At 35.4% G+C, this 18,847-nt stretch carries 11 protein-coding genes and 2 pseudogenes; 7 read left to right on the top strand and 6 right to left on the bottom strand.

Annotated elements, in window-relative coordinates; translation table 11 throughout:
- Positions 1 to 189: 189 nt before the first annotated feature.
- A complete protein-coding gene (locus Q8G36_RS19810; protein ID WP_305161444.1) occupies positions 190 to 2,703 on the bottom strand; it encodes a DEAD/DEAH box helicase in 2,514 nt (837 codons plus the stop codon).
- Positions 2,703 to 5,117, bottom strand: coding sequence for a site-specific DNA-methyltransferase (locus tag Q8G36_RS19805; RefSeq protein ID WP_305161445.1), 2,415 nt, complete (start codon positions 5,115 to 5,117; stop codon positions 2,703 to 2,705). Before Q8G36_RS19805 ends, Q8G36_RS19810 begins: the two co-directional genes overlap by 1 nt.
- Positions 5,118 to 5,514: 397 nt before the next feature.
- Here Q8G36_RS19805 and Q8G36_RS19800 point away from each other — a divergent pair, with 397 nt between their 5' ends.
- The gene (locus Q8G36_RS19800) at positions 5,515 to 9,207 is read left to right on the top strand and encodes a hypothetical protein (protein WP_305161446.1); all 3,693 of its coding nucleotides are present in this window, start codon (positions 5,515 to 5,517) and stop codon (positions 9,205 to 9,207) included.
- Positions 9,208 to 9,695: 488 nt separating this feature from the next.
- Here the strand turns inward: Q8G36_RS19800 and Q8G36_RS19795 are convergent, their stop codons facing one another.
- From Q8G36_RS19795 to sda, 3 genes are all read right to left on the bottom strand, one after another.
- Entirely contained in the window at positions 9,696 to 9,992 is a 297-nt protein-coding gene (locus tag Q8G36_RS19795) for a tyrosine-type recombinase/integrase (RefSeq protein WP_305161447.1), read from the bottom strand.
- Between the two features lie 452 nt (positions 9,993 to 10,444).
- Positions 10,445 to 10,567 carry a hypothetical protein gene (locus Q8G36_RS19790; RefSeq protein ID WP_305161448.1) on the bottom strand — a complete coding sequence of 41 codons (123 nt, stop codon included), beginning with the start codon at positions 10,565 to 10,567 and terminating at the stop codon, positions 10,445 to 10,447.
- Positions 10,568 to 11,107: 540 nt separating this feature from the next.
- Positions 11,108 to 11,254, bottom strand: coding sequence for a sporulation histidine kinase inhibitor Sda (gene sda / locus Q8G36_RS19785; RefSeq protein WP_305161449.1), 147 nt, complete (start codon positions 11,252 to 11,254; stop codon positions 11,108 to 11,110).
- Between the two features lie 1,111 nt (positions 11,255 to 12,365).
- Here sda and Q8G36_RS19780 point away from each other — a divergent pair.
- The 6 genes and pseudogenes from Q8G36_RS19780 to nikE form a co-directional block, all read left to right on the top strand.
- Positions 12,366 to 12,491: pseudogene (locus tag Q8G36_RS19780) on the top strand (tyrosine-type recombinase/integrase); the annotation flags it as partial.
- A gap of 470 nt (positions 12,492 to 12,961) precedes the next feature.
- The gene (nikA, locus tag Q8G36_RS19775) at positions 12,962 to 14,587 is read left to right on the top strand and encodes a nickel ABC transporter substrate-binding protein (protein WP_305161450.1); all 1,626 of its coding nucleotides are present in this window, start codon (positions 12,962 to 12,964) and stop codon (positions 14,585 to 14,587) included.
- 17 nt (positions 14,588 to 14,604) lie between these two features.
- Positions 14,605 to 15,549 (top strand): nickel ABC transporter permease subunit NikB, encoded by a 945-nt coding sequence (gene nikB, locus Q8G36_RS19770; protein WP_305161451.1) that lies wholly within the window; start codon positions 14,605 to 14,607, stop codon positions 15,547 to 15,549.
- Entirely contained in the window at positions 15,546 to 16,376 is an 831-nt protein-coding gene (gene nikC, locus Q8G36_RS19765; protein WP_305161452.1) for a nickel ABC transporter permease subunit NikC, read from the top strand. Before nikB ends, nikC begins: the two co-directional genes overlap by 4 nt.
- A gap of 18 nt (positions 16,377 to 16,394) precedes the next feature.
- Positions 16,395 to 17,222, top strand: coding sequence for a nickel import ATP-binding protein NikD (gene nikD / locus Q8G36_RS19760; protein WP_305161453.1), 828 nt, complete (start codon positions 16,395 to 16,397; stop codon positions 17,220 to 17,222).
- Positions 17,223 to 17,255: 33 nt separating this feature from the next.
- Positions 17,256 to 18,077 carry a nickel import ATP-binding protein NikE gene (gene nikE, locus Q8G36_RS19755; RefSeq protein ID WP_305161454.1) on the top strand — a complete coding sequence of 274 codons (822 nt, stop codon included), beginning with the start codon at positions 17,256 to 17,258 and terminating at the stop codon, positions 18,075 to 18,077.
- A gap of 497 nt (positions 18,078 to 18,574) precedes the next feature.
- On the opposite strand, the pseudogene Q8G36_RS19750 reads toward nikE, so the two are convergent.
- Positions 18,575 to 18,784 (bottom strand): annotated as a pseudogene (locus Q8G36_RS19750) (3-hydroxyisobutyrate dehydrogenase); the annotation flags it as partial.
- Between the last annotated feature and the right edge of the window lie 63 nt (positions 18,785 to 18,847).

Raw genomic sequence — 18,847 nt, 5'->3', positions numbered from 1 at the left:
CAAAGAGATGACCACAGTTAATGAATTAAAAAAGTGAATGGTCTTGAGGCAGACATATAAAGGCTAAATCACGGAGAATGAAAAGGATGGAACTGTAATGGTTTCCTGTTTGTTCAATACAGTAAGGGATACTGCAGAAACACAGTCAACCAAAAAAGGCAACCCCGTTGTGGAGTTGCCTTAAGTGCATCACAATGTTTCGCCATATTCTATAAACAAATCATCTAATTGTGCATCAGTCGTTATTTTCAATACTTTTTTTCTAACACTCGTGTTGGACACGTTTAGTAAATAATAGCGTTCTTGTTTATCTTTTCCTTTTTGTTTTCGAACTAGTCCAATTCTCGGGAACAAAGTCCAATACTTCTCAGCATAACGAGCTAGACCTTTAATTTTTGGTACATTATCTTTTTTACTCGAATCATGTGGGTCAAATAAATCAAATACATACTTATCATTCTGCTTACGAATAAAGATGAAATCTGGGAACATTGGAGTAAATTTGCCACCATCTTCATACGGAACACACATTGACCAATATTTCCTGTCTGGGTTTCTTAACCATGCATCCACGTCAGCCTTTTCAAGCATTGTTTTTACAACATCTTTCTCCCAACCATTTAGGTCAATTTTGAATTTACCTTGCTTATCAACGTAAATATGCTTTTCAATTTCAATCGATTTATCACTTACGGTATATCCAACGACCTCAGGAAGATAAAACGGTTTATCGATGGGATTTTCTACTTGTGAAAGAAGTCGCTTAAACTCAGACCCTATATCTTCTGTTTGATTGGCAATATCAAACTTCCAAGTTTCATATAAATCATTAAATTGATTTTCGCAGTAAGTAAATAATTTTTTCATCTGTTTTTCAGACTTAGATAAAACAAGCACCTCAAGTTTAAGTTGACGATAATTTTTTTCAACTTTAGTGTATTTAGACCAATAAAAAACATTTAGACCATCAAATAAACTCTTAAGCTTATCAAATGCCGTCGATATATCAACTACATCCGCGATTAATGAATACTGATTTGTTGTATCGACCACATTATCTCTCACACTAAATTCAATTTGATTGATACCAATATTTTCGATTGTTTCTCGGATTGAATCAAATTCACCATCAGTTTTCATTTCTTCTATTAATTCTCGCATTTTTGTAACAATTGCATCGTACGCATTTTTCTGAGCTTCCATATCAATCTGATTCATAGTCAATAGCCTTGCTAATCTAGAATACTGCTTCAAGAATGAAAGTGAACTTTTCCCTGGAACTTCATAAGTAGTTATAAAATTAAGCTCGGGGAATAGTTCTTCAAATTCGGTACTTCTTACATAATCAACGAGCGTTCTCTTTGTCCCTGTTTCATCCGGAACAAGAGCATCACTTTCTTGAAGAGAAATAACTACACTATTAACCGTTTCTTGATCGTATCCAGGAAGGAACAACGAAACAGAGTTCAATTCAGAATTGGTACTAATTCTTCGGGCGAGCGGTGTTCGAACCATACGACCAAGTAGCTGAGCAATATAAGTAGCATCGTTTGCCGTACGATAGGAAATCATTGTTTCAGCTCTAGGACAATCCCAACCTGTAGATAGATTCATTTTGAATAGAACAAATCGGATATTCTCATCTTCTTGAATTCTATATGGTTCAACGTATGGGATGACCTTACCACCTATTTCAATAGTTGATTTCAAATCAAAAGTTTGAATCAGTTCGCCATCGTTTAACTCTCTTCCAAGATATTTTTCAATGGTTGCAACGATTAAAGCTAAATCTGTATTGGAAATATTATTCCTAGAACCATCAGCAACTTGAATAACCATAATTGGTTTAACCAAAGTCCCATCTTGGCCATCTTCATAATATGATTTCCATTGCTTACCTTTATTGTCCCAATCAGATAATGCTTCATTTAGCATCGTCACTTCATTATCTATTGCTAAAGCAGGATAGGCTATTTTAATTCGGTCTTTTATCAATCCCGAATCTCGAACATCCTCTGGCTTAATCATTATCTTTAATGGAAGTGATTCACTTTGCTCAATAAGTTGCATAAATCTTTCGGGTGTCGCAGTAACCCCAATTGTTAGTGGCACAGGAGATAACTTATCTTCTACACTACCTAACAAAAACTTCTGCATAATTGACTGTGCCTTCTTTTCTGACTGGGCATTATATACAGCACCTCTATGGGCTTCATCGATAACCAAATAGAAATTTGAAGGAAACTGTCTAGATGTATTTTCAATCGTATCCCAAATTGTATATTCTCGTTCATCTGAATATGAGGTGAGTTTCTTATCCGACCCTAACTTCTGTGTATTTAAGAAGTAGATATGACCAAATTCAAAAAATTCCTTATCAAACGCCTGATCAATTTGTACTAATTGGTTTACATTTATCTTATTTGATTGAGCTTCAATTTTGCTTTGCGTTTGTTTATTTAACTCTGGCGAATCAGATAGCCACAAAAATATTGAATTTTTATTACCTTCATTTACTTCTGAACCGAACAATATTTCTTCAAATAGCTTTGTAATTACAATTGTTTTCCCGGAACCTGTCGGGGAAGAAAATGAGATTACTGAATTTTTACCAAATTGCTTATTGGTTGATTGTGCAAATTCAATATTTTTGTGAAGATTAATGAGTGCTTCTTCTTGAAATGGAAACAATACTGTTCTCATTATTTTACAGCTCCTTGTATCATGAAATTATCTAAGTAATCTTTATACAGTTGATAACTATTGACACCCGAAAATTCTGAAGCCATTTCTGAAAAAGCATCATTAGAATTCGTAACTATATAAACATATTCAATACCAACGTGATTTTTCATTTCTTCTTTGAACTGGGCAAATGCATATTCATTAATTAGAACCGAGAAATTGCTTTCGATTGGGAAGATAAAATCAACATCTTCGACATTCTCTGGGCGCATTCCAACACAGCCCGACTTAGCCCATAAAATAGGAAGGATACTCTCGAATTCATTTCCTAGCTCGACATCATCCTTGTTTAAAAAGTCTAATGAAAAATACTCACAGTTCGATTTAAAACCTTCTGACATTGCTCTTTCTTCTTGAGAGTAAGAATCTTTGGTACCAAGAATTTCAATACTCTTCTCAGAAATTCTTTTAAAAGCCGATTTATCTTCTGTGACAATTAGCACCTCAGTGACATTATCTTTGCCCTCGAGCTCTTGATACCATTCTTCCTCATATGACAAATCAAATAGAATTGCTGTTGGCTTTTCATCGTCTATTGCAAAAGCGCCCGAGCTTACAAGTTTTGTGCTTGGAATTCTTTGCGTTCCTAGAAGAGAAATAATCTTCTTCTTCTGTGCTACAGTTGTCACTTTGGAAGGCGATATATAGTCAATTTGCTTAACTGTTCTTTTCTTACTCTCCATTCGATACTTATCAAGAAAGTAATTTCCATCAATTGGAACTCCAGCGGTATCTACACCTAATATTGAGTGTTTCACACGTGGCCAAGTCACGGAACGACATATGCCGTTGTCCTCCCATACATCATCACCTGGCAAGTATCCTTTGTCTAGCAAATCGGTCTCCTCTCGCGAAGAAACTTCATTATTAGTTACTAATATACCTCTTCTGTTACCGCCGTCTTCAAAATTTAATAAGTTCAATGCATGTAAAGTTGTCCCACTTCCTGCAAAGAAATCAACTACAAGTGCATCCTTCTTATTACTCAAAAAGGATTTGAGAGTGTCATGAACGGCATATAAAGATTTTGGAAAAGGAAATTGTTTGTTCTTAATAATTGAACTGACAATCTGTGTTCCATACTTATTAGCGTCGTACAGATTTTTCTTCCAGACAGTTGTTTTTCTCTTAGATGAACTTTGGGTACTAACAACAATCTTTGAACCATCATCTCTTCGACCCACAACACTATAATCTCCATTTTCTACCTTCTCTATTGAAGGAGCAGTTACATATTTTATTGTATATGGTTGAAATTTATTTTTTTTATTAAAGTTAACCTGGACATAATCCCCATCCACTGCTAATTGAAGGCTTGGTCCAGTTAACCCCCAAATCATTTCTACATTTTCTTCAGTCACAGGAAACACAGCTGTACATCCTTTAATTTGTGGGACACTATTTCTATCTACCTCTTTTGGTATTGGTTCACCAATTTTTACGATTTTTTTTGTTTCATCATCAACATAGATCGGATAGAATTGATTTTTTCGCGAGGAACGAACAGATGAGGCTTCACTTCGTCTCAAATAAGGCCATCTTATCTCCTCTAGCTCTCCACCATCTATAATTTCTTGAGCTCCGCCATTCCCCAGATATACCACCAAGAGATATTCATCTACTTGTGAAAGTCGTTGATCCCGAGCTTTTCCTTTGGGATTTATAGTAATATCAATGATTTGACGTTCTGAGCCTTTGAATAGCTCTTCTAGCAACATACCAAGAGCAAACAATTCATTGTCGTCAATTGCGATAATTAAAACAGAATCATCTGGCTTCAAAAGTTTTTTTGCTAATTCTAAACGACGTTTCATAAAAGCTAACCACTTACTATGTCGCCATTCGTCATTACTATCTACAAAACTATTATTGTATTTCCAATCTCTAGATCCTGTATTATACGGAGGGTCAATATAAATGCAGTCAACTTCTCCAGGATACAGATAATCTAATAATTGAAGGGCATGATAATTATCTGCTTCAATTAGCATATGCCAAGCAGCATCTTTTGAACCTTTTTGCACTGAATCAACATGTTTTAACATAGGAAAGACAGCTTCTCCAAATCTACGAATTTGAACTACTTTCCGTTTTTCTTCTGAAAATAACTCACCCGTCTTCAAGTTTCTTAGCGTGACCTCGTTATCATTTATATCTGTAACTAGATATGTATCATCAACAGACTTGTTTTTATAACAGACCGTCATACCTACTTTTAATTCTGAATTGTATAATAAAGTTTTCTCTGGTAAGTGTTCTTCAAAGACTAAACCGAACTTTTTCTTTTTTGCCAAATATGCAACTTCTTCAGACAATCTTGCTCTAAGGCGTACATCTGAAATTTGATTAACTAAATCATTTATCGCTGCCATCATTCTTCCTCCAATCTCCAAATTCCATAACTTTAATTTTATCATAATTAGCACAACAAAAATCGCCAATATCAGACCAAAACTAATCTGTTATGACGATAGTATAAATCTTCTTGATGGGGGATGTGGTGGGAAACTATAAGGTGATTTTAGCCATTCTACAACCTTTTTGTTGTACCCAGGGGACAGGTAGACGAGAAGAAAACAATTGAATTATTCAATAATATAAATAATAAATAAACTAATAATAATCTTTCTCTAAAGAAGATTTGGCTTTGTAGGAAAAATGATGCGCTTTATAATAAATAAAAGATATAATAATTACATTGTTAATATATGGATTAGAGGTTATAAGAAAGAGATTATATAAGTTAGTCAGATAGAAAGGATGGGCAAAATGTGGACAATTGATGCATTGGATGTAATTCATTTAGGCAGAAGTCCAGGAGGAGATAGGTTTACAAAATTTGTTGATGAATTAATAAGAGCCCAGTCATTTCTTGACGGGAGACCTACAGCGGCAATACATACAAATCTTCGTACTAATATAGGTGACAAAGGAGTAGACACTAAAGTTGATAACTTTGTTCCTCATTCTAAAAACCTTTGGTTGGAAGGACCATCAATTATGCAATATAAGGCAAGTGGCTATAGTGGTGGTGAGAGAGATTTTAGAACTGAAATTAACAAACCATATGCTAAGCAATGCATTTTAGAGGGGGTTGCCTACCGTTTTTGTGTTTGTGATAGCATGCCTGCCACCACAAAGGCGGATTGGGAAGAAAGTTTAAATTTACTAGTAAAGGGAATTAATCCAGATTCCCCAAGGGCCTATGTGATCACTGCCGATGATTTAGCTGCCTGGGCTAATAAATTCCCTAGTATAATATTAAAGTTTTTTCGGCCAGTTGCTACAAATATTGTAATCCATATGGATGCCTGGGGTACGAGTATCCGTTCTTTGACGCCAGAGTATACAGTCGTTCCAGAATGGGAAGGAGTAACTAAGCAAATACAAACCATGCTAAATTTTTCAGTTGAGACTCCAGATGTGCTATTGACTGTTCAAGGGGAGGCTGGTGTTGGGAAAACTAGATTAGTTTTTGAATCAATTGTAGCCCTACCTGAAGCAAGTTCCTTGGTCGTATATACAAGTGATGAAAATCTTGCAATACAAGCTGCAACAATGATGATTAATGACCCGGATATAACCTCAATACTTGTTGCAGATGAATGTTCTTTACAAGTAAGACAGAACCTAAAAAGTATATTACGGGGACATTCTAATCGTATTCGAGTTATTGCCATTGATAACACAGGGGAGCGTCCAAGCGATTTGGCTTATCAATTCTGGCTTGAAAAAATGGCACCTGAGTTATTAATATCTGTATTAGAAAAAAATTATCAATTTGTTCCTAAAGAAAGACTCCAGATTTATGCAAGGTTATCAGGCGGATTTGTAAGGTTAGCAGCAGATTTATGCCTTAATGATACTCGTATAGCAGATGAAGGGCATGTCGGAGCAGGGCTCCCTAATATAAGAGATTATTACATGAGTAGGCTTAGCTTTGAAGATCGTAAAGTTATAGAGGCTATATCACTTTTAAGTAAAGTGGGATATAAACAGGATGTCAAAGAGGAGATGCAGTTTCTAAGTACTCTTCTTGGGCTAAATCAACAAGTTGTAATAGAAACAGCTAGAAGATTGCATGATGTTCCAGGGTTTGTTGCCCTTGCAGGTAGGTATATGTATGTAACCCCTGAACTGATTGGTCAGGTGGCTTTTGATGAAGCATATAAAAGGTGGATTGAGGAACCAGATGAGTTTCTTGCAAATATTCCAGAAAATCTCTTGCAAAGTTTTCTTACCCGAGTTGCATGGAGTGGAAGAGAGGAGGTACGCCGCAAGATTGGTGGCTACTTTCGAAAATGGATTGCCACTCTTCCACCCACAAAGTTGGCCGAACTCAAGACGGTTGATCAAATAGAAGAATTGGTTGAATCAGATCCCGTTACATTTTTACCTATGTTAAGGTATTTAGTTGAACAAGCAAGCGAAAAGGAATTGCTTAATATTACTGGTGAGGGAGCAGGACGGTGGGGACCACGTAGATCCCTTGTATGGTTATCGGAAAGATTAGCGGGTTTTTCTGAACATTTTAATGATGCTGAAGCAATCTTACGACACTTAGCCTTAATGGAGACCGAGCCCAGTATTTCAAATAATGCGACTGAAACATGGAAATCTTTATTTCGTATTTCTCTATCTGGAACTTCGTTGCCCTTTAAAAGAAGAATTTCAGTTCTGAAAAATTATATTTTTTCAGAGGATATTGACACATCTGACCTTGCTATAAAGGCATTAAGTGAATTATTTAGAGGAAGTAATACAAGGTTAGTTGGTAATCCAATAGTTGCAGGTAGAATCGTACCGGAGCAATGGGAACCTAAAGATTTTAATGAATACAAGGAATGTTTAAATGAGTCTATAGAATTACTAATTGAAATGCGGTTAAAACAATCAGATGATAGATATATTCGTTCTGCTTTAGAAATTGGTTTGCAAAATATCTCATTATTATCGAGGTTTGGCCAAGATGAAAAGCTAAGGCTACTATTTACGTCTAATTGGGAGGAGTATATTTCAAGAAGTGATGTAATAAAGGCAATTGAGGAATTTATCGAATTCGAATGTGATAATAAAAACCAGGAGGTAGATTGCGAAAAGGCAAGAAATTGGTTAGAAGAAATAAAGCCCAATGATCTAGCAGGTAGATTGAAAACATTGGCAGGGTTTGACAACTGGCACTATTCACTTTTAAACCGTGAGGATATCTGGAATGAGGAACTTGTCAAGTTGTGTCAAGAACTTATTCAGGAACCATCAATTCTTAAGCAAAACCTAACTTGGTTGTTTTCAAAAGAGGCTAAAAGCTCATATCATTTAGGGGTGGAATTAGGCAAGCTGGATAACAAAATGGATTTCCTAGATTCACTAATTAAGGCTGCAGTTGAATTTAAAGAAACTTCATTAACTAAAGGGTATTTAACATCGATAATTAGCTTACAGGAAGACTATATACAGTATATTAATGAAGTTTTTGACAAGATTCAAAATGAGTATCCAGTTATAGCACATGAATTATATATAGTTGGTGGGGACAAAACCAGAGCATTCGAAAGAAGTATCCAATTATTCGATCAGGGCAAACTTTTACCAATGCATCTAAGTACATTTTTATATGGAATTGGTGGTCGGGGACTAACATCTAATGAAACTATAATAATACTAGACAGATTATTACCAAATGTATATAAGGGGGATGAACTGGCCACAAGAGTTTTATTCAGCCTAATTTTCAAATCACTTTGGAAGAATAAAAAGCCAATAGAAAAAGAGCAACTTAATCATGATTTAGAAAAATTGGTATGGAAAATTGTTGATACTGTTGAACCAACAAATTCTCACAGTGTTTATGAATGGGAAAGAATATTAAATTGTTTGTTAAATATAAATCCAGAACGCGCTATTTGGATACTTTGTAATTTTATTGGAAATGAGGATTATTTATTAGATAAGCATGCTTCTTCATTATTGGCAACTATAGCAGAAGATTACTCTAATGTTGTTATTAATATTTTGGGCCAGGCTTTATTAAACGAGAAAAGGTCAATGAAATTCTTCATTAGAAAGTATGATGATTTAATACAGTCGATCAGGCCAGAGGATATAATCTCATGGGTTGAGGAAAATGGTGTAAAGGCAGCTGAAGTTTTGGCCAGGCATTTACCTCTGCCTTATATTGATAATGAAAGTCTTAAACCAACCATTCCACCTTTAACTGAGTACATCCTAAGTAAATTTGAGGGTGAAAAAAGAGTTTTTAATGAGTTTTTAGCTGGGGCTCACAGTTTTCAAATGTATTCGGGAGATATTGCTGCTCAACTCGAAAATCAGGCTGAAATAGCAAAGAAGTTTCTGGATAGCAAAATCAAACCAATACGTGAATGGGCTTTACATGAAATTGAAAGCTCAGAGTATCAAGCAAAACAATGGCTCATTAGAAAAGAAGAAAACGATTTAAAATAGATGGTATATTAATAAGGGACATACATTGTCCCTTATTAATTAATAAAGTAAAATATGAATACATTTTGACCACGAAACATATATAAAGGTACATAATTTCATTTTCGTTTTGAGCAAAAAAGTGGCTAAACCCTAGGAATGATAAGGATTGTTTTATTTCTACAGATATGAAAGAACGTAAAAAATACGGTTTAAAAATAGTTTGTTTGGAGCAGGGTAAGGAAAAGGCCCTTACCCACTGCTCATAAAATTGCTCATAATTTTGCTCATAGTCATTTTCTATTCTATTTTAGAACATTTTAAATGCAATCTGAAAATCCCATTAAATCAATGATTCTATCAATCTATTTTCTTCTATTTTATTACTTGATGAATGGGCGGCATGATGTAATCATCGCCTAAATCCCTTAATAAAGGGGTTTAACGAGGATTCAGAATGAATGCTCACCTAACATGTAATATCTTTAAAGTTGAAGGCCTCCCACAGTTTACTGTTGGGAGGCCTTTTCTGTATGTCCTAATCGTTGTTGAGTTTTTAACCCTACCCCTGCTTCGATCAGTAAGGATGTATGAGCATGCCTGAATGAAAACAACGTAATTTCCTTGTTGATATGCGGTAACTTCTTAAGAAGACGTTGTAAGCGTATTGCAGGCAGTTTTTGCACTAATGGATATCCCTCTGGTGAAGTAAAGACAAAGTTTTTATCCATGTAATGATGACTGTTTTTAATTTTATTTTGCTGTAGTAGATGCTTTTTCAATAATTTCATAACCTGATCGTCCATTTTTTGTTTGGTGTAAGCAAAGTGTAATTCACCTTATTGTTGGTGGGATTGTATAGAGTCTTGGAGGTAGTCTTGGAGGTGTTTCCATACATACCACATTTATTAAGTCTTGGAGAGGTTGAAATTAATGATGTGGAGATTGTTTCTTGGAACCAATTCAAATGAAAAAGCTTTTTTATTGAGCTAACAAGTACTTTCCTTCTATATGGAGCTGGAAACTGCGCCATTTTATTATGTAACTAAAGGGGCAGGATTGTTGAACAAGGAATAGAAAATAGATAAAAAATTTAATATATATCACTGAGCAATAAGTATCGGTGCAGACCTACCTTATTAATTTTGAATACAGTACATTTCTTCGATAAATTTTTCAAATGTGAAATCAAACATCACGTTTGAATCTTTATCCCCTATAAAGAAAAAAAGCATATCCACTTTGGGCATGCTTTTCTTTACCAGTTATCCGTTTTATCTAATAATTGATCAATGTCAAATGTATCGAGATGGAATGGAATAGACTCTTCGGCAATTTCTTCAGTATCTAAAAGCAATTGGTCAATATCTATTATAGTCAAAACAATTCGCCTTCCTTTTAGCCACTTCTACCTTCATATTAAATATCATAAACTTAATGAAAAAATGAAAGAAATCATGTCACAGTCCGAAGAAATGGTTAGAAAAATATTTAGTGTCTTTTTTTTGTTTATGTTTTACTCAATGGAGATTGTGAAGGTTTCTACTTAAACTAACAGTGCGTTAGCTGAAGATCGGAGCTGTCCTTAAATCAGCTTTTTCTTTATGCACTCGCAGTCTGACTCCCAAGAATAAGTATTTGGCATTCGGAGTTTGACTGAATTCGGTAACCCGTTGGGGGCCCCTAGTCCAATCAGTGCTTTAGTTCATGTAGGACAAATGAAATTTAAGTAAGAGATTTAATTAATTCTAAAAGTGGATTTGAGTCAATATTTTGGACACTAAAAAGTTAAATCTTAGAGAGTTAGTTATTTTTACAATTTGAACAAGTCTTATTCAGAGAATTGATTAATAATGAACAAGAATTATTAGTTTGGGTTAAAAAAGAAGAGCAAAGAATTATAGTTTCAAGCTTATACTAATTAGTTACGCCTATCTTTTTGAACGATAAGGGGTAGACCTCTTCTCTTCAATTCTTCTTCTAGAACGATGATGAATTTTTTATCTAAGTCTAATTTAATTGCTTTAAGGTACGAGTCTATCAATAGTTGATCATTTAATTTTTTCATATCTTCCCTCTTCTATTCTTTAAAACCACGTTTAAACATACAATAAAATGTATTTATTATTAAGTGATAAATAATAATATAATAACTCAAGAAAAATAAGATGAATTATAGTAATTAATAATTAACGAAGGTAGTCTCTAACTTAAAAAATATCTATAGTGAACTTTTTTGCAACAAATAGGGTTCATATTTATTCTATATTTCAATCTACATTAAACAACATAAACCGACATCGTTAAACACAATATATTTAGCTTTCCTAGTTTGCATAATACTGATTATTAACATAACAGTTAAAAATCACCGATTAAACATCTGAAGCGGGAGCCCATAGCCACGACTTTACGACAAACTCAGCAGGTAGCGGAAAGTCAATTAACATAATGAATCCGTATTATAAACTGGCATTTATTATGAAAAAATAGGAAGCTAAGGTCTAGTTGCTTTTTTCTTTTGAGCTGTATTTTCGGCTGCCACAAGAATCAGGTATTTCTCCGAATGAATGTTATTATTGACCTCCTAAATCAACTACATTCTGTAGTATTAAGGTATTTTATCCATTATCCATTAAACATAAAAAAGTACGGTAAATCAGGCTTCGTATAAATATATTTCTAATTTCTTTAGTCTATAGGCAAGCATAAAAGAAAGAAAAAATATGATCAAAAAGCTGATTATCGTGGAGACGGATAAGGAAAAGTGCCCTACCCAATGGTCATAACATGCTCATGATTTTGCTCATAACCTATTTTCTTCTGTTTTAAATTATTTTAATTCAAATGAGGAAACCCCTTTAATATCAATGATTTTATAAATTTACTTTCATCTATTATTATGCCTTGTTGAATCGGGCAACATGATGTAATCATCGCCTACAACCTACCTTGGTATATAGGGGTTTGTAAGGTGGAGAATAGTTAAATGCTAACTTTCAGTTTTTGAGACAACTTTTTTTCACCAATTAGAGGAGACCTTTCGTAAGTTCACTGAACTTATAGGAGGTCTTATCTTCGATATTTTTTGTCATATAATCTTTTAATTGTTTATCGTAATACTTTACGGGCCTATTGTACGGCTTTAAAATTCTATTTTACATATCTAGAACAGCTAGAAAACAGGGGAAAGAAAAATAGACGTTTCTCAGGAATTAATGGATTTATACGTTGACTATTTGTATGAAGTGATTGATGAATATAATCCGGATCATAACTTTGTTTTTGTTAAACTGGCTGGCGAAGTTCACAAATCTAAACAACGATTAAATGCTATGTCCACTCTTCCGAAGATGAGATCCGGTAGGATTGGAAAAAGGCAGCTAGCTCAAAGGTAAATTACATATGGTTTCCTCTACGCATAAATCATTATATGGAAATAATATTATCAACTTTATCCTCTTATGAGGTTAAGACTATTGCAACTGATGATTGTGTTATCAAAAAACAGGTGAATGATGATTATTTCTTCACAACGGAACGTAATTCATTTTGGTCGAATTCCTAACTTTCACGAGCAATACCGGCTTTAAAAGGGGGCGAATGTTAGAATATTTGGAGTAGCAGCATCATCACAGAAAAGGATATTGAGTTTATATATTTCTAACAAAACATATTTATATCTTTCGAGAGTTTCGATATTATATTGACAATAATATAGTTTCTCATTAGAATTGAAAATGATTCTCAATATGGTACTGGAGGCACCAATGTTATGTCGAAAAGAAGAAACAGTAAACAAGTGTTATTTATATCCGCAATCGTTTTAATTTTAACAACGCTTTTACTTGGATGTACAAATGAATCAAAAGATAATTCAACTTCAAATAAAGACAGTAAAGACATGCTTACTTTGGCTTGGCCTAGGGATATAGGTGAAATGAATCCGCATGTCTATAATCCTTCTCAATTATTCGCTACATCAATGATATATGAACCTTTGGTCAGCTACCAAGATGGAGGTAAGCTGAAACCGCATTTAGCTGAATCTTGGGAAATTTCCAAGGATGGGAAGGAATATACGTTCAACCTCCGTCAAGATGTGAAATTTTCTGACGGTACGAGCTTTAATGCTGAAATTGTGAAAAAGAACTTTGATACTATATTGAAAAATGTTGATTTACATAGTTGGTTGGGCTTTATTCCGAAAGTGGATCAAACGGAAGTAATTGACCAAAACACATTTAAACTAACATTAAAGGAGCCATATTATCCTACTATTCAAGAGTTAGCCGTTGTTCGTCCAGTCCGATTCTTAGGTGATGCTGGATTCCCTAAAGATGGTGACACTTCTAAAGGTGTTACAAAACCAGTCGGTACAGGCCCATGGGTTTTGGAAGAACATAAAGCAGATGAATATGCTATTTTCAAACGCAATGAAAATTATTGGGGTGAACTCCCTAAAGTAAAGAAAATCAAAGTCAAGATCATTCCTGATGCGGAAACCCGTGTTCTTGCTTTTGAAAAAGGTGACCTTGACCTAATTTATGGTGAAGGTGCTATCAGTCTGGATGCTTTCAAACAATTAGAAACAACAGGTACCTATGAGACTAGTATTTCTGATCCGGTTGCGACAAGACAACTAGTTATGAATACGAAGAAAGAACAACTTTCAGATTTACGTGTTCGCCAAGCGTTACAATATGGATTTAATAAAAAAGCAATGGTTGACGGAGTTACTTCTGGGTTGGAAGAGAAGGCAGATTTCATTTTACCGACAAACTTCCCGTATACTTCAGACATTGATGTAACAGCGATTGATTATAATGTCGAAAAAGCAAAAGCTTTATTAGATGAAGCAGGATGGAAGCTTCCAAAAGGAAAAAACGTTCGTGAGAAAGACGGAAAGCCGCTTGAAATCGAGTTAATGTACGACTCTGCAGAATCGATTCAAAAAGCAATGGCCGAAACATTACAATCTGAGTGGGCGGCACTAGGTGTTAAATTAAATATCGTTGGCGTTGAGCTTACGGTACAAATTGAAAGATTCAAAGCTAATGATTTTGAATTGAATTTCTTTAGTAACTATGGCGCACCGTATGATCCACATACTTTCGTAAATGTCGTTGGTTCAAAAGGATTTGGTTTTAACGAAGCCATTTCATCTTATCCGAACAGAGATGAGTTGTTAAAACAAATTGCAGATGTTCCTGGAACAACAGATGAAAAAGAACGTCAAGAACTTTACTCAACTATTTTGGAATCACTGCAAGACCAAGGAGCGATTGTGCCTATTTCTTATATTAAGAAAATAGCTGTTTACCAAAAAGATGTATCTAATTTTACATTCCCTGCTAATCGGGATGAACATCCATTCACAGGAATTAGCATCGAGAAGTAAGTTACAGGAGGGTTTTCATGGGCACTTATATCTTGAAACGAATTATGGCCATTATTCCCATCTTTCTTTTGGCCACTCTTCTAACGTTTGGAATGATTCACCTTTCACCCGTGGACCCAGCTGAGGCATATTTATCTGCAGCACATATCCAATCTACAGAAGAGATATTGGCTCAGAAAAGACATGAGTTTGGCTTAGATCAACCCCTCCATGTTCAATATGTAAATTCTATTATTAAGATATGCCAATTTGATTTTGGCATATCTTATCTTTCGAATAAACCTGTTTGGGAAGAGGTAACCTATCGAATGCCAGCGACCATTCAGTTAGCTTTAGGTAGCATCATATTAGCTATCCTGGTCAGTGTCCCTCTTGGATTTTTGGCAGGCATAAAGAAAAACAGTGGTATTGACCATTTTAGTCGCCTTCTCTCTTTTTTCGGGGCGTCCATCCCCTCTTTTTGGCTTGGTTATTTATTGATTTTTTTCTTTTCTGTTAAACTCGACCTATTTCCTGTCGAAGGAATCGGGACTTGGCAACATCTGGTTCTTCCTTCCGTTACTTTAGCTTTTCCATTAATAGCTTTGTATACTCGACTATTACGTGCTAGCGTTCTTGAAAATTTACAGGAACCTTATGTCCTTTTTGCTCGCACAAGAGGGATTCATGAAAAAGTCATTATGGGAAAACATGTATTGAGAATAGCCATATCCCCCATGATTACTGGACTGGGGATGAATTTAGGAAAGTTGCTGACTGGAACCATTATTGTCGAAGCGGTTTTTTCCTGGCCAGGATTTGGTCGTTATTTCATTGAAGCTATTTTTAATCGGGATGTTCCTGTCATTCAATGCTATGTGCTTTTAGCTGCGGGACTATTCATTTTTAGCAACTTGATTGTTGACCTAATCCAAATGTGTATCGACCCACGCATCTCCAGAAAAGGAGGGCAACGTCAATGATGACAAGTCTTCGTATTATGATGAGAAGTCAGAAAGTGATTGTCCTTTGTTCAATAATATTAAGCTTCCTATTTATCATCACCATCTTGGCTCCTTGGATTGCACCTAATGATCCTATTGCTGTCAATTTAGCTAATAAACTACAGCCCTCTTCCTTTGAGTATCCATTAGGAACTGATCATTTAGGAAGATGTACGTTATCACGCATCTTATATGGTGCTCGCATTTCGTTAGGATTTGCCACATTAATCTTTATTTCATCTTTAGGCATCGGTTTGATTGTTGGAACCATTGCTGGTTATAAAGGTGGTTGGGTGGACCAGGTGCTAATGAGACTTTGTGATGGTGTTATGGCATTTCCGAATCTTTTGCTCATTCTTGGACTTGTTGGTATATTGGGACCTGGCCTTAAACAAGTCATCATAGCATTGATGCTTGTGCAATGGGTGTATTATGCGAGAATTTTCCGAGGAATGGTACTTAGTCTTAAAGAGCAAAACTATATAGCGGCAGCTAAAATAAGCGGTTCTTCTCAATGGAAGATAATAAAGAAACATATTGTTCCAAATGTACTCCCTCCGCTCGCTGTTATGGGTACATTAGAAATGGGTTGGGCCATCATGGATATATCGGCAATGTCGTTTCTAGGTTTAGGTGTGCAACCCCCTACACCAGAATGGGGAGCAATGATTCATGAAGGGAAATCGTATATTCGGACGAATCCAGAATTAATGCTATATCCAGGTTTGATGATTATGCTCGTTGTCGTCACCTTCAATTTATTAGGCGAAGCGCTATCAGAACGTTTTGGAGTCAAACGTCGTTAATAAAAAGGAATGAGAAGATTGGGAACAGAACGATCGAATGTATTAAAAGTGAGCGATCTACATGTACAAGTACATACAAAAGATGGTGCTTCCACCCTCGTTCAGGATATTAGTTTTGAACTGAAAAAAGGGAAGGTACTGGGGCTTGTTGGGGAAAGTGGGAGTGGTAAAACCGTTACGAGTATGTCCATTCTACAGCTTCTTGATCGGAAAACAACGACAATTGAAGGGAGCATTACCCTCCAAGGGCAAGAATTGAATGGTTTAGACGATAAAGAAATACGTGAAATTCGCGGCAAGGATATTGCCTTTATCATGCAAAATCCGATGAATTCATTTACGCCTGTTTTTACAATTGGCAATCAATTTATCGAAACGATCAGGTCTCATACCTCATTGAATAAAAAACAAGCAAAAGAGCTTGCCATCGATGCGATGCAAAATGTAAACCTGCCAAATCCCGCGAAACTATTAAAAAGCTATCCTTTTCAATTGAGTGGAGGTATGCTGCAACGCGTGATGATTGCGATGGCTGCATGTTTAAAACCTTCCGTTATTATTGCTGATGAGCCGACAACTGCACTTGACGTTCATAACCAATTACAGGTACTTCGCCACCTGGATAAAATTCGTTCTGAATATGGAACATCCATTTTACTCATTTCTCATGATCTTGGAGTCATTTCTGAAATGGCAGATGATGTAGTCGTTATGCAACATGGCAGAATTGTAGAAATTGCAAATGTGTTTGAACTATTTGATAATCCGCAGCATGAGTATACAAAGAAACTGCTAAATGCCCGCCTTAGCATAAATCTTGAAGAACCTATCGCCCATATGTTGTGATATATAGATTGCATTCTTTTGAGGGGTGAACAAATGAGTTTATTACAAGTAAAAGCAGTAACTCATAGCTATAATTCTCATACGTTTTTTAAATGGAAAGACCATTCTAAAAAAGTACTCACTGACATTTCCCTCTCTATTGACGAAGGAACATGTTTAGGACTACTCGGAACGAGTGGAGCTGGAAAAAGTACATTAGGAAAAGTGATTCTTGGCTTGGAACGTCCACAGCAAGGACAGGTTCTGTTTCAAGGGCATGATATCTATACTGCTGATAAGCATATTCGTCAAAAGATACGCCGAGATCTACAAGTCGTCTTTCAGGATTCGTATTCATCCGTCAATCCACGAATGACAGCCGAGCGTATTATAGGCGAGCCATTAGAAAACTATGAAAAACTAACCGTAGCCGAACAAAAAAGAACCGTTATTGAGTTATTGGAAAGAGTAGGTCTAAGTGAAAAGGATTTAAAAAAGTACCCACACCAATTTAGCGGTGGACAATTGCAAAGAATTAATATTGCTAGAGCAATCTCTCTTAAGCCACTGCTAATCGTCTTGGACGAATCCGTAAGTAGTTTAGATATGGTTAATCAAACACTAATTTTAGAATTATTAAGGGAGTTAAAAAAAGACTTCGGCTTATCTTACCTTTTTATTACACATGATATTAAAGCGGCCTATTCAATCGCGGATACTTTGGGTGTACTGGAAAAAGGAGAATTAATCGAGCTTTACGATTCTAAAAATCAGTTTTTTTCGTCAGAACATCCTGTCGTTAAACAGATGAGAGGTTCCATCCTTGCTGGGCATCCACGTTTTCGTTCTCTTCCAACGAGGATTAACAAGACCTAGTCTAGAATATATATTCATTGATTAGAAGCCTCGATTTCAGTTTAAAAATCGAGGCTCTTGTTTATATTTTTTCTGATGAACATATTGGAGGAGTTGCAGTAGGTAGCATTATTTTTAATCCTTTATATTGGTTATTCGTTTTTTTACGAGTTAGCGATGTGGGTGTTTCGTTTATTATGAATAACGGGTGCTTTAATTGAATATCCGGCTGCCATCTGGCAGCTTCTTTTACTAATACAAGTTATAAATTGAATAGTTTAAAGTTATAGAGCATTTCGCTGTAGAAGAGGGAATTAAAACACAACCGTACTTAGATTCTGTTTTTGAAAAAAATTGAGATCGGGCTGGAAGGGCTTTTGTAATCTCTCAGAATTACCAATAATATTCTGGATTGTTTGGCGGCAAAAAGGAAGAAGACAAACATATTTTTTTACAACTTTATGGGGATATATGGATATGCAAAAAGGTACACTTTAAACTGAGTGCACCTTTTTGTTTTATGAATTATATACTTCTCTGTTCATATTCACAATATCTTTACTTGAGAGGGGTTTGAAGTTAGAAGCTGATAACTTCTCTATTACCTTATCCCGTAGGAATGGGGAGTTTTCTTTATTTGCTTTTTCCAATGCTTTTGTTAGTTCTTCTTTTGTTAGTTCTGTGCAGTATGCAGAAGTTCCTGGCTGTTGTCTCCACGAATCACTTAAACACTTAGGTGGATTAATGGAATTGGTTTCAATAATCGGCCATCCGCTTTTAGTAGAAAAGGA

The organism is Peribacillus frigoritolerans (genome assembly GCF_030676415.1).
GTDB classification, from domain to species: domain Bacteria; phylum Bacillota; class Bacilli; order Bacillales; family DSM-1321; genus Peribacillus; species Peribacillus frigoritolerans_A.
The sequence above is the reverse complement of the archived record's forward strand: the minus strand, read 5'-3'. Positions and strand labels throughout refer to the sequence as shown.

Coding starts and splice junctions, on each gene's coding strand:
- Q8G36_RS19810 (WP_305161444.1), bottom strand. CDS start 2,703: ATGAGAACAGTATTGTTTCCATTTCAAGAAGAAGCACTCATTAATCTT.
- Q8G36_RS19805 (WP_305161445.1), bottom strand. CDS start 5,117: ATGGCAGCGATAAATGATTTAGTTAATCAAATTTCAGATGTACGCCTT.
- Q8G36_RS19800 (WP_305161446.1), top strand. CDS start 5,515: ATGTGGACAATTGATGCATTGGATGTAATTCATTTAGGCAGAAGTCCA.
- Q8G36_RS19795 (WP_305161447.1), bottom strand. CDS start 9,992: ATGGACGATCAGGTTATGAAATTATTGAAAAAGCATCTACTACAGCAA.
- sda (WP_305161449.1), bottom strand. CDS start 11,254: ATGAAAAAATTAAATGATCAACTATTGATAGACTCGTACCTTAAAGCA.
- nikA (WP_305161450.1), top strand. CDS start 12,962: ATGTCGAAAAGAAGAAACAGTAAACAAGTGTTATTTATATCCGCAATC.
- nikB (WP_305161451.1), top strand. CDS start 14,605: ATGGGCACTTATATCTTGAAACGAATTATGGCCATTATTCCCATCTTT.
- nikC (WP_305161452.1), top strand. CDS start 15,546: ATGATGACAAGTCTTCGTATTATGATGAGAAGTCAGAAAGTGATTGTC.
- nikE (WP_305161454.1), top strand. CDS start 17,256: ATGAGTTTATTACAAGTAAAAGCAGTAACTCATAGCTATAATTCTCAT.